Consider the following 25,482-nt stretch of genomic DNA (forward strand, 5'->3'; position numbering starts at 1 on the left):
CTTTCACTACGAATGCAGTAACACGGCTGCCACCCGGCGGCCCGCCGCCGCTCACCCACCGAACCGTGCTCTCATCACTCGGGTGCGCTACGCCTGCCATGCTCTCGACGTGGCCCGGGAAGCGTCGAACCTGAGCAGCATGACCACAGCTCGGTGCAGGAAAACGCTCAAACGTGCTGCGCGAGTGTTCCGCCGGTGACGCGAAACCGTAATCGGACGCGGGCTTCGGCGACCATTGCCGGTTCGAGCCCGCCGTGGGCCTCGTCGGCGCGCCGCCAGAGCGCCACCGCTTCCGTGCCGCGCCCACCGCACGCCGCCACATTGCCCAGACCGGTAAGGGCACGCGCTTGCTCGTAGTGCGACGCCTGCGAGCCGGCTCGGTCAGCGGCGCGTTGGTAGGCCGCAGCGGCCCGCCGGTGCTCACCGGCTTCGAAGTGGACCCAGGCGAGGCAGTTCAGCGCGCGCACCGCATCTGCTTCGAGGGCGAGTTCTTCGGCCTCGGCCAGTGCCCGTTCAGCCGCATCGGCGGCTTCCGGGTACTGCCGCAACGCGGTCTGGGCCAACGCGATTCCTCGTCGCGTGATCGCCGCGTTGCGCACGTTGCCGACCCGTTCGTAATGCCCGAGCGCGAAGCTCAGGTTCCGCACCGCCGTTTCGTGATCCCCGCGGAAGTGCTCGACCCAGCCGCAGTTGGCCCGCACCGTGATCTCGCCGTGCTCATCACCGATCTCCCGGTACAGATCGAGCGCATCCCGGTAGCACTCCGCAGCCCCGGCAAGATCTCCCCGATCGGCCAGTGCAACGCCGAGGTGCGAGTTCGTGCCGGCCAACGCCCACCGGTCGCCTAACTCCGCTGCGGCCTCCCGAGCCCGGCGATGAACCGCGATCCACGGATCCCACAACTTCGTCTCGAAGAAAAACCCCCGCAGCACGAACGCCAGATGCCAGCAGCGCTCGTACTCCCCGAACTGCTGGGCGGCGCGACTCAGCTCCACCAGGTTCTGCCACTCCACGCGGAACCAGGCCATGGCCTGCGCGCGGCCGGCGAACCGCAGCGGCTCCGGAGGATCCAGGTGACGCGCCCACTCCGGCTGGTAGCGCCCAGGGATCAGCAGCCGGTCCGCCAACGCCGCAGTCGCGAGCATCGCGTCCAGCAGCCGACGCAAACCCGCGACCTTCTGCTGCTCCGGCATTCCGGCCAGCACCGAGTCCCTGGCGAACGCTCGGACGATGTCGTGCAGCGCGAACCGGTCCTTCGCGGGTTGGCTCAGCAGGAAAGCCCCGTGCAGGCGTTCGGCGAGCCGATCCGCCGCCCGCGGGGCCACCCCGGTCAGCGCCGCCGCGGCGCACACGTCGAAATCCCCGCCGGGGTGCAGCGACAGCAGGCCAAGCATCCGGGATTCTGCGGCGCCCAGGTCTCGCACTGACAGCTCCAGGGCCGCCGTGAGGCTGCGTTCACCGTCGTCGATCTCGCCGAACCAATCCGCCTCGTCGGTCAGCCGTCGGTGCAGCTCGGCGAGATCCCAAGCGGGATGGGCCCGCAGCCGCGCCGCCGCGATCCGCACTGCCAGCGGCAGACGCCCGCAGCGCTCGACGATCGAGCGCACCATGGCCCCCTCCGCGTCGACGTCCGCAATCGCGGCGAACAACCGCGCGGCGTCCACATCGGACAGCAGATCGAGCGAGACGTGCGTGGCACCGTCGAGCGAGGGCAGCCGGTTCCGGCTCGTCACCAGCACTCGGCACTTCGGTTCGGCAGGCAGCAGCGGGCGAACCTGGGCGGCGCCGGCCGCGTTGTCGAATACCAGCAGCACGCTTCGCCCGCGCAGCCGGGACCGGTACAACGCCGCGCGGTCGTCGACGTCCGCCGGGATCTCGTCGACCGGGACATCCAGCATTCGCAGCAACCGGTCCAGCACCTCCGCCGGCTCGGCCGGCCCCCTCCCCGGGGTGTGGCCGCGCAGATCGACGAACAAGCAGCCGTCGGTGAAACCGGACTCCAGCCGGTGCGCGCACCGCACGGCGAGTTCCGTCTTGCCGACACCGCCCATCCCCGAAACGACGCACACACCGCCGTCGGCCTCCAGCGCCGCCCGGATCGACCGCTGCCCAGCCAACCGCCCGACGAAGTGCGCGGACAGCGCGGGCAGTCCGGAAGGGCGGGTGTCCGGCCGCGTCCGGCGTCGCGCGGGCTCGTCGGGAAGCAACTCGACGAGCAGACCCGTCGCGCCCAGCTCCGCTTCGCACAACGCGGCCAGTGCGGGGCTCGGCGGTGCGGCGCCGGTCTCCACCTTGCTCAGGAAGCCCTTGCTGTAGTGGGTGCGAGCGGCCAGTGTGGACAGTGACAACCCCGCCCGTCGGCGCAGCCGCCTAAGCTCGGCACCGAAGTTCGAACTCTCACCCATGTGCGTCCTCCTCAGGTGTTCGCGCAGTGTGCCAGATCCCAGCACCGAGTCGGTGACGTTTTCGATTCGAGAGGCGGCCGGGCGAATCCCGGCCGCCGCTTTTGCTATCGCCCGCACATTCGGTTTCGGCCGAACACGAGGAACAGGAGCGGCAGGACCAGCGCAATGAAGTGGATCTGCATCGCTCAGCACACCCCCTTTCCGGCCGCATTGCCGACGTCGCACGTGACGACCGGCGACTTCCTCGCGTCGGGTCCCGTGACGTGACCCGCCAACGCCGCTCCCGCGCAAAGTCCGATCACGAACAGCCAGAGCGCCAACCGCGCGAGCGACGAAAACGAACACAACATCTGCATTTCGCCCCCTCCGGGACAACACGAATTCCTCGACCAGCGAAATCGGCGGAACGCGGCTCGACCGTTCTCGATCCGACGTGATCCATCGTGGAGTCGACCGGATGCGGGCGACAAGGAGTTTCCCGTTTCTAGCTCAGCAGGAAACGATACGACCGCTTCGCCGAGAGAGCAGCTGGACAACTGAAACCAGGTTGGCCAACATTGACTCCCGTCCGTGATCACCAGGAGGGCTAGTGGACGGCAGAGCCAAGCGCTACGACGACGACTTGAAGCAGCTCCGCAAAAACCGGGGACTGTGCCTAGCGCGGGCCGACCAGATCGGTGCCGCGCTGCGCGAAGCCTGCGGCGTCGACTCCCAAGACACCCCGGCCGAGATCGTGCAGAAGGTCACAGACGCGGTGCTCCGCCATGCCGCGGCACTGGGGGAAGAACAGCGGGTGGCGGCACTCACGGCGTTGGGGCTCGATGGCCCGCAGACGCGGTTTCTCCAGGAACGGGAGCTGTGGCTGGCGCAGCGGTTAGAGCGGAATCCCCGCACCGCACGGCGGCGCATCCGGGAAGGCTTCGCCGAGCTGGCGTCACTCCTGGCCGGTAGCAGCCGACCGGCCCCCTGCCCGGCGGGCACCTGGCGCACCGAGCGGCTGCGGGTCCTACTCGCACTCGATCAGCCGCAGCCGGAGGCGTTCGTGTTCAGGCACGTGATCGCCGACGCGGAGGTTCTCGACGAGCTCGATCTGGCGGTGACGCTCACCGCGTCCGACCGCTCCGCGTCTGCGCGGGAAAACGATTTCTCGATCGACGTGTTCGCCGGCGGCACGCTGGTGCACCGGACGCAGGAGACGAGTCAGCGGATCAGCCTCGCACTGCGGCCGCCGAAGCCCTTGCACTACGGGGAGAAGCACGAGATCGCGATGAGGTTCCGGGTGGCCGAGATGCTGCCGCACTACGTCTGCGTACCGAAGGGCGCGTGCGAGGAGTTCGATCTCACCGTGCGGTTCGGCGACCAGACTCCCCGGTCGATCGGACTGCTGGAGAAGGTGTTCCAAAACGACGTGCACGACGACGCGGTGACCGGACAGCCCCTAGAGCCGGACGGAGCGGGCGAGGTGCGGGCCCGTTTCCGGCACCTCGAACCGGGGTTCGCCTACGGCATCCGGTGGCAAGGGTCGGCCCAGGAGCCGAGTTGATCGGCGCGGGTGTGCTTTATCAGCGGCGCGGGGTGGGACTCAGCTTGCAGGGCTGCCCCACAGCGTCCCAAACGGCTCAGACCTCGCCTGGCGGGGACAGCCCCAGCGCCGCGTACCCTCGCTAGGGCCTGGTCTCCCAGCCCGGAGACCCGGGACCGGACTTCGGTGGCAGCACCAGCGGTCGGCCGAGCTTCGGAGCAACATGCTCCGGCTGGAAGGTCAGGGTCCGGTACAACGCCTCGATCCCTGCCTCGCTCAATTCCGACACGTGGTAGCGGGTGCACCCGCTCGGTTGCAGGAAGCTTGGGATCTCCTCGACCAGGCGCCCCGGCAGCACGACGGGCAGGATGCGCCTGGTCCACTCGCTTCGGGACCGCTGCAGCCGCTCTCGCAGGTAGGCCACCTCCCACTGGCCACCCTGGTTCTCGTCGTCCGGCACCTCTCCGTTTCCCACCCGTCGGTAGCGCTCCGAAGCGATCACCAGGGTGTAGTTGCTCTCGTTGATGTACTTCTCGGCCCATTCCCCCCAGTTACGGCGATCGGGGTCGGCCCAGAAGTCGTTCACCGATCGGATCCCGTTTTTCGCCAGCAACTGCGCGAAGCGGAGCACTGCTTCGCGGTGCTCATCGCTGTCGTGCGTGTAAGAGATGAAAACGGTTGGTAGTCGCACTGCTTCCTCTTCGTCTGGCCGACCTGGCGCTGCGGAGAGCTCATGAAATCACGGCCCGGTGGACACCCGAACCACCACCACTGGACAAATACTGGACAACTCACCTCCTCCCCCGCACCGGCCGACGCCGATGTGGCACTTTCTCGCTAATGCCGATCATGAGAACGAAGGGCAGGTGGTCGTGCCTCATCCGGATCAAACCGGACGATCTCCGCAGGTCTACGTCTTCTGCGCGCAATACCCCGCCGAACATCGCGCTCTGGTACGAGATTTCGCCACAATGTTGCGCCTGGAGGCAGGGGTCGCCGCAGATCTGAAGGAATGGCGCACTGCGCAGCGGACCGACGAGGTCGCCGACGAAATTGCGCAATTTCAGAAAGCGGATTTCGTCTTGGTGATGGCCTCACCGGAGATGCGCCGCCTGATGGACAGCACCCAGCAGGGGCCCGTCGGCGACACCACACACATCGGTGCCGCGCAGGCCCGAGACAAGCTCGCCGGAGACCTCCGAAAGGAACTCAAGCGGATGCTGCCCGTCGTGCTGCGCGATGCGACCGCAGCGGACATTCCCCGGATCTTGCAGCGAAACTCCGCCACCTTCTACCCGATCCGGGAACTCGACGTGGACAGCGACGGCGTCCAAGACCTGCTCCACGCATTGCACGATGTTCCGCGACATGCCAAGCCGCCGCTCGGCATCTGGACCCCGCCCGCCGCCGGACCGTGGGAGGCGCCCGGCGGGCAACAGGCGGAGTCGGTTGACGTGGTCCTCCAGCCCGGCGCGGTGATCGTCCTCGGCGAGCACACCTACCTGGTGCACGGCGAGGTCGAGACACCTGCGGGCGAAGGCGGCCCCGCCGTCCTCCGGCAAGCGCCGGCATTGCGCCTCGGCGACCCGAACGAACGGGTCTGGTTGCGACAGGTCGAGCGGAAGGCCGATACCCGGGGCACCCGGGAAGCCTTCGCCGCGTTGGAAAAAGAGCACGAGCTGCTTGCCGAGCTCGACGGCCGGCGCCACGCCGCTCCCCGGCAGTCGGCGCTGGTCGACGCGGGCCGAACGCGGACTCTGGTGCTCGCTTGGCCACGGCGCAACGCACCGGCCGAGGACTTCCAGACGCTCGCCGACCACGTCCCGCACCCCAACGAGCTCGACTCCATCGCGGTGCGGCGAACGTTGCACGCGCTGGCCGGCCTGTGCTGCCCGTTGGCGGCGCTGCACCGACACCAGTGCACCCATCGCGAACTGGCACCGCACACGATTGTCCGGATCGACGACGGCCACCTCGCACTGCGCGATCTCGGCGCGGCGGGACGACCGGCGCTCCCCGGGGAGGACGGGTCCGTCTACCGGGCACCGGAGCAGACGCGCCTGCGGCGTGGGCGGATCGGCCCCTGGACCGATGTCTTTCGGCTGGCCGCGGTCGCCTACCACCTGATCAGCGGCCAAGTCCCGGACGAGGCTCGTCCGCTGCCGACCCGCGCGGTCTGCCCCGTGGCGCCGGATCAGGCGGCGACGGCCATCGATACCGCCCTGCATCCCGACCCCGCCCGACGCCCCGCGGTCGCCGAACTGGCCACCGCATTCCGGATGTGAAGCCGCATGCTACGAGACGTCCGCCTGACCGCCCCGATCCACCTCGTCCCGGGAAACCGGTTCGACCAGGAGCTGAATCAGAAGCGCAACGAGGGAAACGGATTGCCCGCCGGGCTGGAGCAGATCGCCCGCGATCTCGCCGTCCGCCCGGACGGCGCGCCGATGATCATCACCGAGCGACAGGGCAATCCCGGCCTGCAGCTGCACGCCTACGCCTATGTCGTGCACCTCACCCCAAGCAAGAAACAGGATTTCCTCTGGGTCAACCGGGTCTATCCGCTGGGCCTGGGCGATCACGCCAAACTCACTCGCGGCTGTCTGCTGGTGCGCTGCGGCTGGCGGGTGGCGGCTCAGCCGCGGGCGGTTCCGCAGGACGCCTCCGCGCACTGCGCCAGGCTGCAAAAGGAATGGGCTCGCCTCCAACACGAACTCGCCGAGCGGGACGCGGTTGCGCGCCTGAAGCCCGAGCACACCCGCTACCTCGACGTGCTCACCGAGTTCAACGAGATCGCGCGCACCGCCGCCGAGGGGAATTCCCGTCGGCGGGGCGGATTCGCCTACCGGAAGGTGACCCCGGTCGGCGACCACGGTTTCACCTCGACGAGCACCTATTCCTTCCATATCGTCGGTCGCGCCCCGGAGCCGGGCGCATACCTGCAGATCTCCGGCGACGACGATCGTCGCGGGCAGGTGCTGGGGGCCGCCGACGGTGCGGTGACGGTCCGGTTCGACCAGCCGCTGGACCACGCGCGGCTGCGACAGCAGGGCGAGTTGGTCCCCTCGCGCATCGAGGTAGTACACATCAAGCGGCGCGAGGCCGTAGCGGCCCTGCGCGGGCGGCAAACGCAGCACCGCTCGCTGCTGGACGTGCTGGTCGATCACCAGCTGGCACCGATGACGGGACGTCCGGACCACCCCGCACAGCGGCTCGACCCCGAGCAGCTAACCGCGTTCCGCAGGGCATTGGCCGTCAGGGACCTGATGGTGATCCTCGGCCCGCCAGGCACCGGCAAGACGCGGGTGATCACCGAAATCGCCTACGCGCTGGGGCGAGGCGAACGCGGAAAGACCCTGATCACCTCGCACTCCAACAAGGCCGTGGACAACGTGCTGGCCAGGATGCCGCGCGACCTGGTCATGATCCGGGTTGGGCGGGAGGTGGACGTCGACCCCGAGGTTCGGCCGTTCCTGCTGGAGATCTATGCCAGCGATCTGCGCAAGGAGATCGTCGTCGGCAGCAGCCGCAGGGCACAGGACTATGCCGGACTGCCGACCGCGCTCAGCTGGCACGCCGAACTCGGTGCCCGGATCGGATCGTGGCGGTCGGCCCGCGCGGACCAGGACTTGTGCGCCCTCGAACTCGACCGGTGCCGCCGCGCGGTGGGTGGTCCCGCATACGAGCGCGTTCGCGATCTGGACAACCGGATCAGCCGGTTGGACAAGCGATCGGCCCGCGCGCAGCGCCGACTGGACCGCCTCGCCCGGCGCGCGGAACGCATCCGCGCCCGCAGCAGGAATGGGCCGCTGTCCGCGATGCTCACGCGTCTGCGCGACCATCGGATTGCCGGCCGTCGGGAAAAACTCACGGCCTGCTCCCAGGCGCTCGAAGAGGCCCGGCAGACCCGGCGGCACGCCGTGGACGAACTCGAAGCAATGCTCCGCCAAGTACCCGAAGTGCAGGCGGCGCAACGCAAATTCGACGCAGCAGTTGACAACAGCAGCCGGTGGCGGGAACAGGCGCTGGCGGCCATGACCGCGCTGCGCAACGCGCTGCGTTCCATGGAGGCGCTGCCGGAGGTGGCCGACACCGGCGACGACGAGAGCACCCTGCAGTGGCTCACCAACCTGCACCACGGGCTGCACACCCGCATCGGCCTCCTGCAGGCCCAGGCGGCGCTGCTGGAGGACTGGCACGCAGAGGTCTCTTCCTGCGCGACCGAGCAGCTGCACCCCGAGCTGATCCGCTACGCCGACGTGATCGGCGCGACCTGCATCGGAGCAGGATCGAACGAGCAGATCGCCGCGGAATCATTCGACCTGGTCATCGCCGACGAGGCCGGGCAGATCCAGACCTCGGACGTGCTGATCCCGCTGGTGCGAGGCCGACGCGCGGTCTTGGTGGGCGACAACATGCAGCTGCCCCCGGTCAGCGAGTCCGAGGTGGAGGACGCGATCAACAGCCGGGGCGGGCCGGGTGCCTTGCTGGAGCTGTCCCGAAAGAGCCTGCTGGAAACGCTGGTCGCCACATTGCCCGCGGACAACATCGTGCAGCTGCGAACCCAACGCCGGATGCCCGAAGTGATCGCGCGGTTCATCTCCGACCACTTCTACCGGGGAACTCTGCGCTCGGAAGTGCGGCCGCCGCAGGAAGATGCGCTCTTTCGCAGCCCACTGGCGTTCGTGGACATCTCGTGCCTGCCCGCGCACGAGCGCCGCGACCAGGCAGCCCAGCCAGAACAGCGCGGATACCACAACAACGCCGAGGCACGGCTGCTGAACCGGCTGGCCGAGCACTACCAGCGCAGCGGCGCGGAATGGGCGTTGATCGTGCCCTACAACGCCCAGCTGGATCTCCTCAAGCGAATGGCGCGGGAGTGGGCGGACCAGAAGACCGTGGACGCCAACATCGGTACCGTGGACTCGTTCCAGGGCGGGGAACGGGACGTGATGCTCTACGGATTCACCCGCAGCAATCCCCATGGCCGAATCGGGTTCCTCGACGACCTCCGGCGGCTGAACGTCGCGTTCACCCGGGCCAAGCAACGGCTCGTGCTCGTCGGCGACCTCAAGACCCTGCGCGCCGCCACGGACCAAGATTTTCGCGAGCTGATGGACGCGCTGCACACCGCGCTGCGCACCGACGGAGACCTGCGCACTTACCACGAAATCGTCGACCAACTCACCACAATCGGATCATGATGGCGCCAGGACGATCGACACAGCGAAACGATTTCACGCCGATGCGAGTGCTGGAGGACGCGGCGTTCCGGCAAGGATTCCAGCCGATCCGCCTGTTCGCCCTGCTGCTGCCGGTGCACGAGCTGGAGGTCCGGGCCACCACCAGAACGGGCAGGCCCTACGGCCTCATCGACAAGTTCATCGAACGCACCATCGCCGAAGCCGGGGTCGCCACGGTGCCGGAAATCGCCGGTTTCCTGAGGCTTGATCAGGTTCTGGTGGACCGGGCGGTCCGCGTGCTACGCGGCATCGGTCACCTGCGCGCACACAGCGATGCGCTCGAACTCACCGCCCTAGCACGGGAATCGCTGCGCGATGACACCTGCTACGAGATCCGGCGGGAGGATCGGCGAAAGCTCTACTTCGACGCCTACCGGTGTGAACCGCTGCACCGGCGCCACTACGGGGAGTCGACGGCGTTGCTGAACCGGGCCGAAGCGCTCGCCGAGAACGCCGCGGACAACCGGTTCCAGCTGCTGACCTCGTTGCACCAGTTCCGTCGGGAAGCGTTGGAGAACCTGGCGCACCGCGATGACCGGGAGGAATTCAACCTCCCCCACACCGTTGAGAACCCGCAGGACGTCCGGCCGGAATACGTGTTCCTCCGAATCTACGTTGTCCGCGCGATGGCGCGTGGGGGGCACATCCGCCACCTCGCCTACGGCGCCGACACGGGCGGGGAGTTCGACGAAGGCCTCAGCGATCTGTGTACCGGCACCCCGGATATCGCCATGGCCCTGCAGCAGTCGACTTCCCCGGTCGTGGACCAGGAACGGCGAATCAACCGGTGGTTGACTAACCAACAGTTGGCCGATCGCGATCCGATGCGGTTCCCCGACGGATCGTGGCACGTTGACCTGCAAACCGAGGATTTCGAACCCATCGGGACGCGCAAGGTCTCCACCGTGGGCTCGTTCATCGACCTCTGGAGCGTGGTCGTGCGGGTGTGGTGCGAGGACGCCGATGTCCGGCGGCGCGCGTTGCTGGCACGAACGGAGACGTGGCTGCTTCGGCTGCGGTACCGCCCGGCCGAATTCCCCGAAATGCTCCGGCAGCTCAGCGCACAGCTGGAGTTCCCGGATCTGGATGCGAGCCGGTTGCGCGCACTGGTCATCGAAGCCGGCCGAGACGATCTGGCCGAACAAATCGACCGGCTCGCGGAGAGCGGCGGAACGGGCACCTGACAGATCCGGTGTCCGGTGGACAGCCTCGGGACAGAAAGGTCCGCAAGCCCCTTTTCGGTGGATTTCGCGTTCGTAGCACGGCTAATCTCCGGCAGCCATGAACGCGAAAACGGACACCTCATCGGAACCGCCGCGGTGCCCACTGGCGCAGCTGGATCCGTACCTGCGGTTGCTCGACGAGCTGCTGAACTCCACCCGGCGGTCGCTCACCAGCGGTTGTCAAGACGTGACAGTGATCGGCAGCCGCTGACCTGCCGGGCTCCACCCACCCCGCAGCGGGACAGCACCCGAGGTAAATACCTCATTCGCCTAATCAGCTTGCCCAGATGAGGCATTCACCTGACATCTCCGCTACCCCGATCCGTGAATGACCTTTTTGGAGGATCCTTGGCGCGACGAACGTCCAAGCACACGCTGTACCGCCTGGTAGGTGTAGATCCAGCCCGGCTGTACGACGCGGTGGATCTCGCGCAGGTCGACAAGATCGGTGGCGACATCAACGACGCGCCCAATCTCACCGGGCTCGGAATCGAGGCGTTGATCGCCCACGGCGGCATGATCCGGGAGGAAGCGCCCTGGTGCGAAGAACTTCGTCGAACCTCCGGGTTCGAAGTGTCCGAGCCGACCTGGCGATCTGCCGGGCTGCTCGTACTCGCCGTCGACGGCGAGGTCTACGCGATCGGCTACGACCAAGGATTCCGTTTGATCCCGGATCACCTGAAGGACAAAGACTTCGGGCTGACATTCGCGCTGCGCGCGGTCGATCCCGACTCGGTCTGCGGCATCACGTCGAAGGTCCTGGGACAAGGGCGTACCGACATCACCATGATTCCCGGCGGCATGTCGGTGAGTATGCTCGACATCAAGGAATATCTGCGAATCGTCCACAAGGTGGCCGGTGCGATCGCGGACATCGACCTCACCCGGACCAGGTTCGGCAAGAGCCAGGTCACCAAGGCCGATGGCGGAAGCGGCCTGTTGATCCAACTGGGCATCGAACCCCACGATCTGGTCGCCGACATCCGGGAGGTCGCCCGTGTGTGCCAGGAGCACCGCCCGCACCCGGATCTGGAGTTCGTCGAACGCGTGAAGCCGGTGCGCAACAAGGCGACCATGAATACGCTCGACGAGGCGCTGGACGACGTGCTCCGCGACCCGACGCGCGGACAGGTCACGGCTGCCGTCCCCATCGACCATCTCGATTCCTGAGCGTCCGCACGGCTGTACCGGATCAGGATCAACAGCACGGAAGGAAAGGAGTCCGAGGAATTCGATCTGGACTACGTGCTACGCAGGGCAAGCGACCAGCGCGCGGGCGGGCGGTGGAAGGCACTGTGCGAGGGAAAGGTCGAACTGTACCGGCACCACGAAGTGCGTGCCGCGGACAAGCTGGCAACCATTGGCGTGCCCCGCTGGCTGGAGGCGAATCTGTCGATCGGCTCCCGCCAGTTCCACCTGGCGGATGGGCGCTGGTACGAGATCGGCGAGCGATTTCTCCCTGAGATCACCCGCACGGTGACCAGGGTGATCAGACCGACGGCCTCGGTGGAGCTGCCGCCGTGGGAGCCTGGGCAGGACGAAGGCGACTACAACCTGCGCGTTCCGCGCGAATGTCCCGACCAGGGTTATGTTTGCCTCGACAAGAGAAATGTCCCCAACCCGCTCAAATCTCCGGATTCACTGGAGATTTGCGATTTGCTGGCCGAGGACGGCACCTTGATCTTGGTCAAGCGGGCGAATCGGTCCGACGCACTCAGCCACTTGTTCAGCCAAGCGCAGGTCGCCGTGCGGATGCTCATGAACAACCCCGATGTCCGCGAGCGGTTCGCCAACAAGGTCGCCGAGGTGGCCGGGCGACGCATCATCTCGGCGGACTTCAAGCCGACCAGACTGGTGTTCGCGATCCTCCTTAAACACGGCATGGAGCTCACCACAAACTCGCTCTTTGCGTTCTCCCAGGTCACACTGGCCGAGACGGTGAAGGAGCTGGAATCGTGGGGAGTTCAGGTAGAGGTCGTCGGCATCAAGGTCAGGTCCCTCGCGGAACTCGAAAGCACGGCATTGTGATGGGACGAACACCACCTACACCGACGACCAGGTACAGCGCGAACTTAACGGCCTCATCGATCTGGTCCAGATCTCCGAATCCCCGATTGTCAATAGTGCTCGCGGATCCTGCGGACGCGCCCGATGCGGTGGTGCTGTCCTCCACGGCGTGATCCTTTCCCTCGGCGATCACGGCAAGTGGCCGTCATGGGCCGATACCGCCGCTGCCTGCTTCTTCGGCGGGATGGCCGCCATAACGGGTTCCTTCCGTTGACAACCGTGGAGATCGTTCCGTATCTTCACGGTCGCTCTTCTGCTGCGGTGTAGGGAGTCTCCGCCACCCCGCCGATGGCACTTCTGGCCCGATCGCCGCCTCGGCACGGGCCCATCGGGTGGCATTCAGCACTGAGAGAGGTGTTTTGCGTGTCCGCCAGCACGACTCTGCCCACCCGCGTCCTGGGCGCCGGGGGCCCGACCGTGTCCGCGCTCGGCCTGGGCTGCATGGGAATGAGCCATGCCTATGGCATCCCGGACGACGCGGAGTCCACCGCGACCATCCACCGCGCCCTCGACCTGGGTTGCACGTTCTTCGACACCGCCGAGTCTTACGGACCGTTCGTCAACGAGGAGCTGCTCGGCGCGGCGCTGCGCGGCAGGCGAGACGAGGCGTTCATTTCCACCAAGTTCGGCTGGGAGTACGGCCCGGACGGCACTCGCGGCGCGCTGAACAGCAGGCCCGCGCACATCCGCGAGGCCGTGGATGGGATGCTCGGGCGCCTGGGTACCGACCGTATCGACCTGCTATCGCAGCACCGTGTCGACCTCGAGGTGCCGATCGAGGACGTGGCGGGCACCGTCGGCGAGCTGATCGCCGAGGGCAAGGTGCGGTACTTCGGCCTGTCCGAGGCCGCTGCGACCACCATCCGCCGGGCGCACACGGTGCAGCCGGTATTGGCGCTGCAGACCGAGTATTCGTTGTGGGAACGCCACATCGAGGAGGAGATACTGCCGACCCTGGTGGAACTGGGCATCGGCCTGGTTCCCTACTCGCCGCTGGGCCGCGGCTTTCTTACCGGCACCGCCAAGCCCGCCGAGGAGTACGACGACTACCGGAAGTGGGATCCCCGCTGCCAGGGGGAGAACTTCACCGCCAACACCGCCGCCGCGGCAACCGTCACCGAGGTGGCAGCCCGGCTGGAGGCCACACCGGCGCAGGTGTGCCTGGCGTGGCTGCTGGCCAAGGGCGACGACGTCGTCCCGATCCCGGGCACCAAGCGCCGCGTCACCCTGGAGGAGAACCTGGGCGCGGCCTCGCTCGAACTCGGCGCTGATGACCTGGCGTTGCTCGACGCCGCGCTGCCCCCGGGCATTACCAAGGGCCTGCGCTACCCAGAACAGCTCATGCACATGAACGGCCGCTGACCCGCACAACGATAGCCGCGACCCCTGAGCGCTGTTCGCCTCGGCGGACCGCGCTCAGGGTTTGCCCACGATGTCCGATCCGGACGACTGGAATGAGCGGAATTTGCGTGTACTCCCCCGACGTCGAAACGCAGGAGTACCTGGAACACCTGACGCGGTGAGCGGGGCGGGCGCTTCCGTGGGCGACACGGATGAGAAACTTCCCGGGTGAGCGCGTCCCATCTATGCCCGTGTGGACTCGGCGAGCCGTTCATCGATTGCTGCGCCCCTGTGCACGCCGGCAAGCGTCAAGCGGCCACGGCTGAACAACTCATGCGTTCGCGCTACTCGGCGTTTGCCGTCGGCGATGCCGCATACCTGCTCAAGACCTGGCATCCCGCAACCCGTCCAACCGAGCTCCGCCTCGTCCCCGAGCAGAGCTGGGTCCGGCTCGACGTCCTCGACCGCACCGGCGGCGGACCATTCGACAGCGAAGGCACCGTACGTTTCCGGGCTCACTACCGGCTGCACGGTAAAGCGGGGACAATCACCGAGCACAGCCGCTTCACGCGCACCAACAAGACCTGGTTCTACGTCGACGGCGACCACAACTGACCAGACTGCAGGGCCAGCCGGTGGAGAGGATGCGGTTGAGGAAACGCTGGCCGGCATTGATGAGCACCGGGACAACCAACCCCAGCGACGTCGCCGACAGCGTCACAGCGAGCAGCAGCGGGCTGTGCACTCAGCCCAGGGAATCGAACGCCAGTCCGGCAAGAACACCGAGAACCAGCTAGCGGCCCAGCTTCGAGCGCTGCGAGGCGGTCGGCAGGCTGAGCCGGCGGCAATCCAGCCACGGTCACGACGCCACCGGTGTCTGCATCGAGGACTCTTCTGTCGGACTGCCTGGTATGCGTGGGCGGCTAGAATCGCCACTGATATGCCCTTCCGGTAATCGCCGTGTGGAGCCGACCGGATGTGGTCGGGCTGCTCGCGCTCAATCTCGGGGAGGGACGGGCGTGAGGTGGCCAAGTTTGATCACTAAGTCGGGCGCGGTACTGCGGGCGCACTGGAAGCCCATCCTGCACTGGGCGGTCGCCGCCGTGGCCCTGGCCGCCCTGGCTACGCAGGCACCCGGGCTGTCGCACGACGTGGTCATGGCCGGTGAGCCGTTGGCGCACCTGCGGTGGCCCTGGATGGTGCTCGCGGTCGTGGCGGGCTTGGGTGGGCTGGCCCTGTATGGAGAGATGCACCGGCAGCTGCTGATGGTCGGTGGGGCGCGGCTGTCGGTTCCGACCATCCAGGGCATTACCTTTGCTCAGAACGCGATCTCGAACACGGTGCCGGTGGTCGGCGGTGCGGGTGCGTTGGCCTACGCGATCGACCAGTTGCGGCAGCAGCGGGTCGATGCGCCGCTGGCCTCGTGGGCGGTCTTCGTCGCGGGGGTGCTGGATACGGTGGCGTTGCTCGCGCTGGCAGTCCTGGGGCTTGGCTGGGCTGTGCACGTCCCGATGATCGTGGTGGTTGCGGGTGTCGCGGTGATCGTGGTGGGGGCGGCCGGTTGCTGGATGGTGCTGACCCATCCTGCGGTGCTACAGCGGGCCATGCAGGTAATACTGGTGGCCAGTAGCCATATACCGGGGCTGTGTCGGGCATGCCGGGTCACGTGGACGCGGCGAGCCGAGGAGAGTGCCCGCCGCCTGTCTGCTCGAATCGCGATGCTTCGGCCCAACGGCCGCCGCTGGCTGCTGCTGGGGGGCCTGGTAATCACAAGCTGGGTGCTGGACTTCCTCACGTTGATCGCGGCCGTGGCCGCCGTGGGCTCGCCGGTGCCGTTGAGTGTGCTCGTGCTGGGGTTCCTGATCGTCCAGGGCAGCATCGCGCTCCAGATCTTTCCTGGCGGGGCGGGCCTGGCGTCGGCCGGACTGCTCGGCGTCATGGTCGCCGCGGGCATCGCCGCCGCCCCCGCAGCGGCCAGCGCGCTGGTCTACCGTGGCATCAGTTGGCTGGCGCTGGCATTGGTGGGCTGGGTGGTCTACGTGATGCGGATTCACACCGGTCCCGTCGCCATGCATCGTCATTCCGCCGAATACGGCGAGGCGTAAGGCGCGCATGGTTGGGCGCGGGCGTCGCCGGAGGTTTTCGGCTGATTTCGTTGCAGGGCCACCGGCTGGGCTTGCGGCGTGCGGCCGCGCTCGGGGCCTTCGGCAAGCGTGCGTCCGCCGCGCTTCCTACTCTTGTTGCGTGCTAGGGCAAGCGGAGTCACGAGCCTCGCACGCATGATCGCCGGTACACGGTGTTGCTGCGCGACCTGGTCCTGTCCGGGCGGGCACGTCCCGGCATGGTCGTGACCCATCATGGCGGGCTCGACAACGCGCCCGGGCTGTTCCGGGCGTTCGACCGGCTCGCGTCGACGCCGCGCACTTGTGAGCACGCCGGGTCCGTCGGCCTCGGCGCCGCCCGCGGGCCGATCACATCGGTGCGAATCGTGCCCAAGACCGCGAATCCGACGCGCTGTTCCGTGTCGGACTCGCGGTCGTCGGCCGGATGGTAGGGATCCGGTCAGCCGATCTGCTTCAGAAGGGCCTTGGCGACTGCCATGCTCGAAGCGGGGTTTTGACCGGTGACGAGCCCCGGTTGCTCCCTGACGTGCTCGGACCATGGGGCAGCGCAACGGTATTCGGCTCCGGCCGCGACAAGCGACTGCTCCAGCGTCCACGCCAGTTTCGCGGTGTTGCCCAGCAGGTCCTCTTCGGCGTCGGAGAACCCGGTGAGCACCTGCCCGGCAAACGGCCAGGTCGTGCCGGGAACGCCGTTGAGCGCCAGCAGAGCGGCGGCGCCGTGGCAGACCGTGGCGATCGGAGCGTTCTTCTCGACCGCCGCGCCCAGCAGGGTCGCCACTGCGATGTGGTCGTGCAGCTGCGCCATCGGCGCATAGCCGCCGGGAACATACACACTATCCACAGTGGACATTTCCAGCCCATCCGCGGCCCGCGGTGCCTTCAGCTCAGTGGCGTGTATGAGCACGGTCAGCTCGTCCACAAGCGCGCGTGCGGTGTCCCAGTCCGGCTTCGCCACCGCGGCGACGATCCCATCCGCGCGAGAGTTCATCAGCGACAGCACGTGATGGAAAAGGTGGTGGCCCAGTTTCCAGCGCCGGGCCGCCGTCCCGCTCTTTCCGTACGATTCCAGCGGTGCTGGTAACGGTGGTCCACTGTGGCCCGGGGCCGAGGTGCTGGCCAGCAGCAGCCGGCTGATCCCGGCCAGCAGGTCGGCGCGGTGGTTCTCGTGCAGACCCGCGTCGTGCAGGTCGTACACCACCATCCAGGCCACCCGCTGTGCGCCGCCCCACCAGACGGCCGGGTCTTCGCCGCGGTCGATACGGAAATAGTCGTCGTAGTGGCGGGAATCGGCGGTATCGAATTCACCGGTCGGCGCGCGACCGTCATTCCGTAATGCGATCGTACTTATCAGATCCGTACTGTGCTCAGTGTTCAATTCGAACTTCCCCCAAGTACTCAACGTGAAACACAGAGTCTATATCTTATTCCTACCCACCAAACCCGATATGCGACAACTACAGCCAAAAAGCACCAAAACCATGCCGTAGCAAGTCATGGTATAGGCAGTGGCCCAGTTTCCAGCATCCCGCCGCCCCACCCATGCCCCACCAAACGGCCAGGTCTTCACCACGACCGATGCGGACGGCGCCGTCAGAGTGGCCGGCGTCGAATTCACGTGTCAGCGCGCGACCGTCATCCGGTAACGCGATCGTACGTATCAGATCCGCACTGTCCTTAGTGTTCAATTCGAACTTCCCCCAGTACCCAGCGTGGCACACAGAGCCTATGTCTTGTTTCGGCTACGCCACACCCGATTCGCGACAGCCACCGCCAAAAGCACCAAAGCTATGCCGCTCACCTCAAGCGCTGACGGCACCTCCGCGAGAACGATCAGGCTGAGCAGGACGGCCGCCACCGGTTGGGTCAGCAGCAGCGCCGCGGTCTGGTTGGCGGGCAGGTGTGGTGACCCCGAGTTGACAAGAATCCACGCGAACACCTGGCCCAACACCGCAAGCCCAATCATGGCCAGCCACGACGGCGGCGAGATCGACGCGAGGTGAATACCACTGCTCAACGGGGAGAGCGCCACGGACGTGGCGGCGGCGCTCGCGGTCGCTACGGCGAGCGGGGCCACGGTGTGCCCTGGTTCGGCTCGGGCCTGTTGGCGGGTCAGGTACAGATACAGCGCATAAGCGACGCCGGCCATGACGCCGAAGACGGTGCCCAGCACGGCATGCGGTGCCGTGTTGCCCTTTTCCAGCACTCCGCTGATGAGGACGATCCCGAGGATCATCACCGGGCAGGCCAAGACGAATCGACGTGTCGGGCGCTCGCGGTCGATCACCAGGCCCAGCAACGGAAGTACGAGCACCTGCACGTTGATCAGCACCGTGGCCGCTCCCGCACCGACATCGAAGATGCTGCGAGTCCACATCATGTAATCGGCGCCCAGTGCCGCACCGGCTACAACGGCCACCACGATCCCGCGGCGGGACAACTGGCCGGCCCGTTGGCATTCGCGCCAAGCCAGAGGCGCAAGCACGAGGACCGCGATCGCACACCGCAGGAACGCCGATGTGGCTGGGTCCACGGCGGCGACCTTGACCAGCACCGCGGACGCGGAAAGACAACCCGCGCCACCGAGTACCAGCAAAACGGGTCCCCACCTGCCCGTTCCGTCGGCGGGCGGCGAGAATCCGGCGATCGACATCTGCTGGTTTTTGACCGACACAACACTAGTTTGGACAGGTGATCCACGGCGAGTCCAGGTCGCGTGGGTACCGGGTACTGCTAAGCAGAAGTACATGAACAACTGGACTTGGCACCGTTTGCGCGTGTTCGACGCGGTCGCGCGCACCGGATCGGTCGTCGCGGCCGCCCGCAGCTTGCAGATGACAGGGCCAGCTGTGTCGCAGCACCTGAGGCGGCTTGAGGCAGAGGTCGGCTCGGTACTGGTCGAGCGGGTGGGCCGGCGGCTGCGGCTGACCGACGCTGGCCACGTCCTCGCGGGGCACGCCCGGACCGTGACGCGGGTGGTGGAGCAGGCTGAAAGAGAATTGGCCGGCCACGGCGACGAGTTGCGCGGGACCGTGCGCATCGGCGCGATCTCCTCCGCCATCAGGGGATTCCTGCTCGGTCGGCTTCGCGACTACGCGCACCGACATCCACAAGTTCGCATGTGCCTGCGTGACGGCGAGACCGTCGACCACCTGCGCGCACTACACGAGGACGGGCTGGACATGGTCGTCGCGGAGTCATGGCACGACCAGCCCTCGACCATCCCGCGCAGTGCGCACGTCACTCGGTTGCACACCGAGCAAGCCCGACTCGTCCTCCCCGCGGACCACCGGTTGGCCGGGCGCGAGGCCTGGTGACTACTCAGCTCAAGTGCCGGGTTCCACCTTGCGCTTGTCGTTGACTTTGCCGTCAAGACCGTGGATGAGCACTTCGCCGCCGCCAGCACGCCGGACTTCGTACTCGGCGTCGGCGATAGCTCCGGCCTGGGTCGTGGTGCGAGACTCCGTGGCGCCCGTGCTCGACCCAATGACCTTCCAGCCGCCTCCGCCGTGGTCGGGTACCACATGACGCTCGGTCACGATGTCCTCCGCAAAAATCTCTGGGACGCTAATCTCTGGGACGCTGGAGGCGTACCCGGATGCGGTGCACCGAACACACGCCGCATCCGGATGAGTCGGTGGCTCCACGGATCGCTGCGGTGGCAAACATGGCCTTCGGTGCCCGCCAGTCATCGACGGGCGACACACAAGCCTCATCAGCAACAAACGTAGCTCAGACCCCAGTACGCTCCTCCGCTGGTAGCGATAGCGGGTCAGGTGTCTTCTGCCGATCTTCCGGGTAGCACGCTGTTATGAGTCCTACAGGAGATGGCGTGAATACACCGCTGCAGACGTTGGCAAACCATGGACAGAGCGCCTGGGTGGACTACTTGTCCCGGCCTTTCGTCCGCGACGGCGACCTAAGTCGCCTCGTTGAGCAAGGGTTGGCCGGGGTGACCTCCAATCCGACAATCTTCCACGGCGCTATCGCGGAAGGCGGCCGCTACGACGAGCAGCTGCGCGACGTGCTAGCCACCGAAACCGACCCCAAGGAGGTTTTCTACGTCCTCGCACGTGAGGACATCCGGTCCGCGTGTGACGTGCTCCGCCCGCTCTTCGACCGCAGCGAGGACAGACGAGACGGATGGGTCTCCTTGGAAGTCGACCCCACGCTGGCGAACGACACGCAAGCCACCATCGCCGAGGCCGCGCGCCTGCACCGCATGATCGATCGGCCGAATCTGTTCGTGAAGATCCCCGGTACCCAGGCCGGCCTGCCAGCGATCGAGGAATCCATCGCCAGCGGAATTCCGGTTAATGTGACGCTGCTGTTCTCCCTGCAGCGGCACCGCGCCGCCGCCGAGGCATACCTGCGGGGATTGCGGCGACTCCGCGACGGCGGCGGAGAACCGCGGTCTGTCGCCTCCGTGGCCTCGTACTTCGTATCGCGAGTGGATACCGAAGCCGACCGCCGGCTCGACACCATCGGTGGGCATGACGAGCTCAAGGGCACGCTCGCGATCGCGAACGCCAAGCTCGCTTACCAGACCTACAAGGAGTTGTTCGCAGGCGAAGAGTGGGAGGAACTCGCTGCCGCAGGCGCGGTTGCGCAGCGCTGTCTTTGGGCCTCCACCTCAGTGAAGAACCCGCAGTACCGCGACGTTCGTTACGTCGAGGAGCTGATCGGCCCCCAGACGGTGAACACCATGACGAGGGAGACACTGCAGAGCTTTCTGGACCACGGCCAGGTCGCGGACACTCTGGAGCGTGATGTGGATGAGGCCCGCCGCATTTTTGACCGGTTCGCCGCGGCTGGTGTCGACTACGACGACGTGACCGCAGTGCTGGAACGTGAGGGAGTAGACAAATTCGCCGCGTCCTTCCGGAAGTTGTTCGACAAGATCACGCACAAGCGCGATGAACTGATACGGCTGTAGACGCTGACCGAGGTAATCGGTACCGCAAGCAGGTAGGCTGCAGCCAGTGCTCAGGAGCAGCGATGGCACCCGAATCAACGGCTGAACCGTTCGTTCCTGCTCGCGGAGGCTTGAACGCTCTCCAGCGGGCGGCCCAGGGCTGCCACGGGTGCGGCCTCTACAAGGACGCGACCCAGACCGTGTTCGGTGCGGGGCCGTGCCCGGCGCCGCTGATGTTCATCGGTGAGCAACCCGGAGACCGCGAGGACCAGGAGGGCGAGCCCTTCGTCGGCCCCGCGGGCGGCGTGCTCGACCGCGTGCTCCACGATGCCGGGATCCCGCGTGACGAGGCGTACCTGACCAATGCGGTGAAACATTTCAAATTCGTATTGCCGGAACGAGGAAAGCGGCGTATCCACAAGAAGCCGAGCGACGCGGAAGTGCGCGCCTGCCGACCGTGGCTGACGGCCGAACTCCGCATAGTGCGGCCCGAAATCGTGGTCTGCCTCGGGGCAACGGCAGCGAAGGCCTTGCTGGGCAACAGCTTCCGCATCACCAAGAGTCGCGGCATCGTCCTCGACTTCCCGGAAATCGCCGAACTCGGACGGCAGCGGCCTCGTTCGGTGCTGGCCACAACGCACCCCTCTGCGGTGGTGCGGGCCCCAGACCGGCACGCGGCCTACCAAGGGTTGCTCGCCGACATCGAGGTCGTGGCGGAACTCCTGAACAGCCGAGGACCACGAGCAAAGCGGTAGCGCGCACGGCGCGAGGCCCCGGAAAAGGCTCAGTCCGACGACAGCGCGTCCAACGGCTTGCCGACCTCCCTGTGCGGAAGCGGCTTTGCTACGTCGGAGAGGCTGGCAATGCCGACGAGTTGGTCGCCGTCGACGGGCATACGGGCTTGTGTCAGCTCATCGGCCGCAGGACATGTGCGAAGGAAACGTTTTGCAGATCGACACGCCGGGTAGCACGTGGTGGTGCGCGGCCATGCCAGGAGGGAGATGTTGATGGCTCGCAACCTCGCCCACAAGCTCATTGCCTCCCACCTGGTCGACGGCGATCTATCGCCCGGTTCGAACGTGGCGATCGCCATCGACCAGACGTTGACGCAGGACGCCACCGGCACGCTGGTCATGCAAGAACTCGAAGCACTCGGGCTGACGAGTGCCCGCACCGAGACCAGCGTGCAATACGTGGACCACAACCTGCTGCAGACGGACGAGAAGAACGCCGAGGACCACGACTTCCTCCGTTCGGCCAGCCAGCGCTACGGCCTCTGGTTTTCCAAGCCAGGCAACGGAGTCTCGCACCCCACCCACATGCAGCGTTTCGGTACGCCGGGCAAGACCATGGTCGGCTCCGACTCGCACACCTGCGCCGCCGGCTCGTTGGGAATGCTCGCCGTCGGCGTCGGGGGCCTGGAAGTGGCGCTAGCGATCGCCGGCCAGCCGTTGCGGATCCGGATGCCCGAGATCTGGGGGGTGCGCCTGACCGGGGAGCTGCCGCCATGGGTCTCGGCGAAGGACGTGATCCTGGAAATGCTGCGCCAGCACGGGGTCGCTGGCGGGGTCAACCGCATCATCGAGTACTACGGACCCGGGCTGGCCGGGCTCTCCGCGATGGACCGGCATGTCATTGCCAACATGGGCGCCGAGCTCGGCGCGACCACCACGGTTTTCCCCGCCGACGCCGAGGTCCGCGACTTCCTGCGCGCCGAAGGCCGCGAGGACGACTTCACGCCCTTGTCCGCCGACACCGACGCGTCCTATGACGTCGAAGACCACATCAACCTCAGCGAGCTGGAACCGCTGATCGCCCGCCCTTCGGCGCCGGACAACGTGGTTCCGGTACGCGAAGTCGCCGGGACCGATGTCAGCCAGGTCGTCATTGGCTCGTCGGCCAACCCTGGTCTGCGAGATTTCGCCATCGCCGCCGCAATCGTCCGCGGCCGCCAGACGGACCCTTCGGTCAGCTTCGACATCAACCCCAGCTCCCGGGAAATCCTCGAAGACCTGACCCGCATGGGCGCCACATTCGACCTGATCGCGGCCGGCGCGCGCATCCACCAGTCCGGCTGCATGGGGTGTATCGGCATGGGGCAGGCGCCCGCGGTGGGCAAGAACTCGCTGCGCACTTTTCCGCGGAACTTCCCGGGCCGCTCAGGTACGCCTGAGGATTCAGTGTGGCTGTGCTCCCCCGAGACAGCAGCGGCCTCGGCGCTCGCCGGCGTGATCACGGACCCGCGCGACCTCGACCGGGATCCCCCGGAGCTCGCGCTGCCGGAGAAGGCTTCGGTCAACACCGCAATGCTCGTCCCCCCTCTCCCGGCGCAACAGGCGGAGACGCTGGAACTGATCAAGGGACCTAACATCTCTGCCCTGCCGGACTTCCCGCCACTGCCCGACAGGTTGGCGGCACCGGTCCTGCTCAAGACGGGAGACAACGTCTCGACCGACGAGATCTCCCCGGCCGGTGCCAGCGCTTTGCCGCTGCGCTCGAACATCCCGGCGCTGGCCGAGTTCACCTTCACGCGGATCGACGCCGACTACCCTCGCCGCGCCCGGGGCCACCCCGGCGGCCATGTCGTGATCGGCGGGCAGAACTACGGCCAGGGTTCGTCGCGCGAGCACGCCGCGATCACGCCCCGCTACCTCGGTCTGCGAGTCGTGATCGCGAAGTCCTTCGCGCGAATCCACTGGCAGAACCTCGCCAACTTCGGCATCGTGCCGCTGGAGTTCTGCGACCCCGACGACTACGCGGGCATCGGAGTCGACGACTCCCTCCTCTTCGACGACCTGCCCGACGCACTGTCGGCCGGTAACGAACTCGACGTGCGCAACACCACCCGCAACCGGTCCATCCGAGTGCGGCACCGACTCTCACCGCGCCAGCTCGATGCTGTGCTGGCAGGCGGCGTGATCCCGCTGCTTGCCTCTCGCGCCTGAATCCGTTGGACCATCGCGAAATCGGCGGTCCTGGTGCGGAGCTGGCGGCGATTTCGCACGAAATGGGCTATGAAGCAGTGGCCGATCTCGCGGCCCCTGCCGACTAATGGTCTTGATCAAAACAGGGCATCGCTGCATCTGGGTCAAGCCCTGCGGCGAGCTCTCGCTTTGCGCCGAGCTCTCGCTAGCCTTTGATATTCACGTTGCGCCGCAGCGCAGTCATCGCAGCGGCATCCATAGTATTTGTAGGTGCTCGCTCTTCCGTGCTTATCTTTAGGTGCAGGCTTGAGGCGGAGCTTTGCTTTCTGCTCTCTTTCGTAATCTCGTCGGGCCTTTGAACAGAGAGAACAACGACAACCGTGGGTGTACCCGGTGACGGTTCCATGCTTATCATTCGGCAAAGGAGTTCGGCGCTTCTTTTGCCGCCAAGCTCGGCTATACTCTGCCATCCTTGCACTGCATTCAGTGCATCTACAACCATACTTTTTATACGTCGCTTGTGATCCGTGCTTCACGCCGTCAACCCGATCGGTCATTACTTTGGCTATTTCTCCAAGCCTCTCGATTGAATTGGAAGCGGCCGGTTGACGCCAGGAGAGGGAAGGACGCCAACCGGCCGCGAACGGGCCGATGCCGGGTCGGGGGGCACTGTATCTCGTGCCCGGCACCGGCCCGCGTCTAGAGCCGCTCCAATCCGCGTTGGATACGGCGGAGGAGCCGCCAGCCACGGGAACGCTCTTTCAGGCTCACTTTGACTTTCCTAGCGTCGCAGTAGCAGTAAGAGCAGGCGCAATGCCACCGTGTGAGAACTGCGGCGAACGTCTCGGCTTGCACGGCTGACCAGCTATGCCAATTTACCAGGCAGTCAGCACACCGAACGGGTGTGAACGTGGTGGTGATTTCTGTGATGGAGAGGGGCGACCCGGTGTTCATTGCAAAACCTCCCGTCGCGTTCGTCTCGTTCAATAGTCGCCGGTTCCTCCGCCACGGGACCGTGTGCCCCGTATTCGTGCTGAGCTACCGCCGCCCGGTCCTTGTGGGTAAACAGGCAGCAATCAGCAGAGCACTGATACACGCCGGGTATGAACGTCTGTTTGGACAACTTCCATCCCCATTCAATCGTCAAACCGCGTATGCGGTAAGTTCCTTGACGGTCCCCGGTAGATACGCGCTACCGGGGACCCTTGCCCACATTTCGCGTTAATTGCGTCCTAAGCACACGAGAGGTCCGCCCGAGCGGGTCACGAAGGCGGATGCATTCGAAGCCGATCGGCCAGTTCAGTGATGCTGTCAGCCAGCTTGAGAATTTCCTCTTTCGAGATTTCCCCGCGAGGCATCGCGAAAGCAACCCGTTCGAGATCCCATTGAGCCTGCCGAAGCGCGACCGCGAGATTAGCCGGCGGACTCATGGGCTTTCCGATGAACTGCGGGCCAGTGTCCGTCATAGGTACACCCGCTTACGGCGCTTCCGCATCTCATCCCACGCCCGCCTCTTCCGACGCCTTTTCATCCAGCGTCGAATCCACGCGTACGGGCTAATCATGAGTAAGCCCGTAGACCGGTCCGGGTCTTCTGTCGCGAGACCTCGGCCCAATCTCGGGCTGCAAGTCAAGCGACGTTCTCTGCCAGTTACGGCAGTCCGCTTGGGTTTTCATGTAGTTGTCCTACCGATCGACATTTTATTGAGCCTGCCGGAGCGCT

General features: G+C 66.4%; 19 protein-coding genes and 1 pseudogene. 14 read left to right on the forward strand and 6 right to left on the reverse strand.

Annotated elements, in window-relative coordinates:
- Positions 1-167 precede the first annotated feature (167 nt).
- A complete protein-coding gene (locus BJ970_RS33060; protein WP_184731552.1) occupies positions 168-2,405 on the reverse strand; it encodes an ATP-binding protein in 2,238 nt (745 codons plus the stop codon).
- Positions 2,406-2,994: 589 nt separating this feature from the next.
- Here BJ970_RS33060 and BJ970_RS33065 point away from each other — a divergent pair.
- Complete coding sequence (locus BJ970_RS33065; RefSeq protein WP_312864588.1) at positions 2,995-3,948, forward strand: hypothetical protein; 954 nt, start codon at positions 2,995-2,997, stop codon at positions 3,946-3,948.
- Between the two features lie 121 nt (positions 3,949-4,069).
- On the opposite strand, the gene BJ970_RS33070 is transcribed toward BJ970_RS33065, so the two are convergent.
- Positions 4,070-4,618, reverse strand: a complete 549-nt coding sequence (locus tag BJ970_RS33070; protein WP_184731554.1) for a toll/interleukin-1 receptor domain-containing protein — start codon at positions 4,616-4,618, stop codon at positions 4,070-4,072.
- Between the two features lie 130 nt (positions 4,619-4,748).
- Between BJ970_RS33070 and BJ970_RS33075 the strand changes: the two genes are divergently transcribed.
- The 9 genes and pseudogenes from BJ970_RS33075 to BJ970_RS37365 all read left to right on the forward strand — a co-directional run bounded on the left by BJ970_RS33075 (position 4,749) and on the right by BJ970_RS37365 (position 16,355).
- Positions 4,749-6,212 (forward strand): SEFIR domain-containing protein, encoded by a 1,464-nt coding sequence (locus BJ970_RS33075; protein ID WP_281399716.1) that lies wholly within the window; start codon positions 4,749-4,751, stop codon positions 6,210-6,212.
- Between the two features lie 6 nt (positions 6,213-6,218).
- Complete coding sequence (locus BJ970_RS33080; RefSeq protein WP_184731558.1) at positions 6,219-9,131, forward strand: DEAD/DEAH box helicase; 2,913 nt, start codon at positions 6,219-6,221, stop codon at positions 9,129-9,131.
- Between the two features lie 41 nt (positions 9,132-9,172).
- Positions 9,173-10,354 carry a hypothetical protein gene (locus BJ970_RS33085; RefSeq protein WP_184731560.1) on the forward strand — a complete coding sequence of 394 codons (1,182 nt, stop codon included), beginning with the start codon at positions 9,173-9,175 and terminating at the stop codon, positions 10,352-10,354.
- A gap of 97 nt (positions 10,355-10,451) precedes the next feature.
- Positions 10,452-10,604 (forward strand): hypothetical protein, encoded by a 153-nt coding sequence (locus BJ970_RS33090; RefSeq protein WP_184731562.1) that lies wholly within the window; start codon positions 10,452-10,454, stop codon positions 10,602-10,604.
- 209 nt (positions 10,605-10,813) lie between these two features.
- Positions 10,814-12,421: pseudogene (locus BJ970_RS38505) on the forward strand (TIGR04141 family sporadically distributed protein).
- 402 nt (positions 12,422-12,823) lie between these two features.
- Entirely contained in the window at positions 12,824-13,822 is a 999-nt protein-coding gene (locus BJ970_RS33105) for an aldo/keto reductase (protein WP_312864589.1), read from the forward strand.
- A 270-nt stretch (positions 13,823-14,092) separates the two neighbouring features.
- On the forward strand, positions 14,093-14,416 hold the full coding sequence (locus BJ970_RS33110; protein ID WP_312864590.1) for a YchJ family protein: 324 nt from the start codon (positions 14,093-14,095) through the stop codon (positions 14,414-14,416).
- Between the two features lie 419 nt (positions 14,417-14,835).
- Positions 14,836-15,906, forward strand: a complete 1,071-nt coding sequence (locus BJ970_RS33115; RefSeq protein ID WP_184731569.1) for a lysylphosphatidylglycerol synthase transmembrane domain-containing protein — start codon at positions 14,836-14,838, stop codon at positions 15,904-15,906.
- 191 nt (positions 15,907-16,097) lie between these two features.
- Positions 16,098-16,355: a hypothetical protein gene (locus tag BJ970_RS37365; RefSeq protein ID WP_221468355.1), complete on the forward strand. Its 258-nt coding sequence runs from the start codon at positions 16,098-16,100 to the stop codon at positions 16,353-16,355.
- A gap of 8 nt (positions 16,356-16,363) precedes the next feature.
- Here BJ970_RS37365 and BJ970_RS38510 read toward each other — a convergent pair whose 3' ends face one another.
- Together BJ970_RS38510 and BJ970_RS33130 are read right to left on the reverse strand one after the other, a co-directional pair.
- A complete protein-coding gene (locus tag BJ970_RS38510; protein WP_246471933.1) occupies positions 16,364-17,299 on the reverse strand; it encodes a 3-methyl-L-tyrosine peroxygenase-related protein in 936 nt (311 codons plus the stop codon).
- 348 nt (positions 17,300-17,647) lie between these two features.
- Positions 17,648-18,595, reverse strand: coding sequence for a DMT family transporter (locus BJ970_RS33130; protein WP_312864591.1), 948 nt, complete (start codon positions 18,593-18,595; stop codon positions 17,648-17,650).
- Positions 18,596-18,668: 73 nt separating this feature from the next.
- Here BJ970_RS33130 and BJ970_RS33135 point away from each other — a divergent pair, with 73 nt between their 5' ends.
- Positions 18,669-19,238 (forward strand): LysR family transcriptional regulator, encoded by a 570-nt coding sequence (locus BJ970_RS33135; RefSeq protein WP_184731571.1) that lies wholly within the window; start codon positions 18,669-18,671, stop codon positions 19,236-19,238.
- Positions 19,239-19,247: 9 nt separating this feature from the next.
- Here the strand turns inward: BJ970_RS33135 and BJ970_RS39750 are convergent, their stop codons facing one another.
- Positions 19,248-19,460, reverse strand: coding sequence for a DUF2188 domain-containing protein (locus tag BJ970_RS39750; protein ID WP_184731573.1), 213 nt, complete (start codon positions 19,458-19,460; stop codon positions 19,248-19,250).
- 293 nt (positions 19,461-19,753) lie between these two features.
- Between BJ970_RS39750 and tal the strand changes: the two genes are divergently transcribed.
- From tal to BJ970_RS33155, 3 genes are all read left to right on the forward strand, one after another.
- Positions 19,754-20,857 carry a transaldolase gene (gene tal, locus BJ970_RS33145; RefSeq protein ID WP_184731575.1) on the forward strand — a complete coding sequence of 368 codons (1,104 nt, stop codon included), beginning with the start codon at positions 19,754-19,756 and terminating at the stop codon, positions 20,855-20,857.
- A gap of 62 nt (positions 20,858-20,919) precedes the next feature.
- Positions 20,920-21,591, forward strand: coding sequence for a UdgX family uracil-DNA binding protein (locus BJ970_RS33150; RefSeq protein WP_184731577.1), 672 nt, complete (start codon positions 20,920-20,922; stop codon positions 21,589-21,591).
- 252 nt (positions 21,592-21,843) lie between these two features.
- The gene (locus BJ970_RS33155) at positions 21,844-23,781 is read left to right on the forward strand and encodes an aconitate hydratase (RefSeq protein WP_184731578.1); all 1,938 of its coding nucleotides are present in this window, start codon (positions 21,844-21,846) and stop codon (positions 23,779-23,781) included.
- A 1,241-nt stretch (positions 23,782-25,022) separates the two neighbouring features.
- On the opposite strand, the gene BJ970_RS33160 is transcribed toward BJ970_RS33155, so the two are convergent.
- Positions 25,023-25,226, reverse strand: coding sequence for a hypothetical protein (locus tag BJ970_RS33160; protein WP_184731580.1), 204 nt, complete (start codon positions 25,224-25,226; stop codon positions 25,023-25,025).
- Positions 25,227-25,482 lie beyond the last annotated feature (256 nt).

It is taken from the genome of Saccharopolyspora phatthalungensis (assembly GCF_014203395.1).
Lineage (GTDB): Bacteria > Actinomycetota > Actinomycetes > Mycobacteriales > Pseudonocardiaceae > Saccharopolyspora > Saccharopolyspora phatthalungensis.

Coding starts and splice junctions, on each gene's coding strand:
- BJ970_RS33155 (WP_184731578.1), top strand. CDS start 21,844: ATGGCTCGCAACCTCGCCCACAAGCTCATTGCCTCCCACCTGGTCGAC.
- BJ970_RS33060 (WP_184731552.1), bottom strand. CDS start 2,405: ATGGGTGAGAGTTCGAACTTCGGTGCCGAGCTTAGGCGGCTGCGCCGA.
- BJ970_RS33080 (WP_184731558.1), top strand. CDS start 6,219: ATGCTACGAGACGTCCGCCTGACCGCCCCGATCCACCTCGTCCCGGGA.
- BJ970_RS33090 (WP_184731562.1), top strand. CDS start 10,452: ATGAACGCGAAAACGGACACCTCATCGGAACCGCCGCGGTGCCCACTG.
- BJ970_RS33135 (WP_184731571.1), top strand. CDS start 18,669: ATGAACAACTGGACTTGGCACCGTTTGCGCGTGTTCGACGCGGTCGCG.
- BJ970_RS33160 (WP_184731580.1), bottom strand. CDS start 25,226: ATGACGGACACTGGCCCGCAGTTCATCGGAAAGCCCATGAGTCCGCCG.
- BJ970_RS33150 (WP_184731577.1), top strand. CDS start 20,920: ATGGCACCCGAATCAACGGCTGAACCGTTCGTTCCTGCTCGCGGAGGC.
- BJ970_RS33075 (WP_281399716.1), top strand. CDS start 4,749: ATGTGGCACTTTCTCGCTAATGCCGATCATGAGAACGAAGGGCAGGTG.
- BJ970_RS33085 (WP_184731560.1), top strand. CDS start 9,173: ATGCGAGTGCTGGAGGACGCGGCGTTCCGGCAAGGATTCCAGCCGATC.